This window comes from Pseudomonas sp. AGC41 (genome assembly GCF_057334555.1).
Genome location: NZ_JBHFJB010000151.1, coordinates 25,148 through 25,736, shown reverse-complemented (window position 1 = coordinate 25,736; position 589 = coordinate 25,148). Strand labels below are relative to the sequence as shown.

At 61.5% G+C, this 589-nt stretch carries 1 protein-coding gene; it reads right to left on the bottom strand.

Going from position 1 to position 589, the window contains the following annotated elements; all coding sequences use genetic code 11:
* Positions 1-48: 48 nt before the first annotated feature.
* Positions 49-471, bottom strand: coding sequence for a thioredoxin TrxC (trxC, locus tag ACE04F_RS24710; protein WP_486110316.1), 423 nt, complete (start codon positions 469-471; stop codon positions 49-51).
* Between the last annotated feature and the right edge of the window lie 118 nt (positions 472-589).

The following is a 589-nucleotide window of genomic DNA, read 5'->3' as shown; positions in this document are numbered from 1 at the left end:
GCCTGACAGTCCGCTTTCGCGAGCAGGCTCGCTCCCACCGTGCTGAGGTCAGATCCCCTGGCTGCGCAACCAACTCATCAGCTGCGGCAAAGGAAACGCCCCACTCTGCCGGGCAACCTCCCGGCCATCCCGGAACAGAATCAAGCTGGGAATCGAGCGAATCCCCAGCTGCGCCGACAGCTGATGGTTGGCCTCGCTGTCGAGCTTGGCCAGTCGGCATTGACCCGCCAACTGCGCGGCGGCCTGTTCGAAGACCGGCGCGAAGGACTTGCACGGACCGCACCAGTGCGCCCAGACATCCACCAATAACGGCAGGTCGCCCTTGATCTGGCTGGCGTAGTCGCCTTGCTTGAGTTCGAACGGTTCGCTCAATAACACCTGGGCCTTGCAACGTCCGCACTTGGGCTGGTCGCCCAGGCGTTCGGCGGGGATGCGATTGAGGCCGTTGCAATGAGGGCAGGGGATCAGCATCGGGTCGGTCTCCTGAAAATCGTTGGCACAACACTATACGCAAACCACAAAAAAACCTGTGGGAGGGAGCCTGCTCGCGAAGGCGGAGGATCAGTCAAGAATAATTGACTGTCGGACC

Bases quoted from the DNA above. Each gene is read 5' to 3' on its own strand.
- trxC (WP_486110316.1), bottom strand. From the start codon at position 471: ATGCTGATCCCCTGCCCTCATTGCAACGGCCTCAATCGCATCCCCGCC.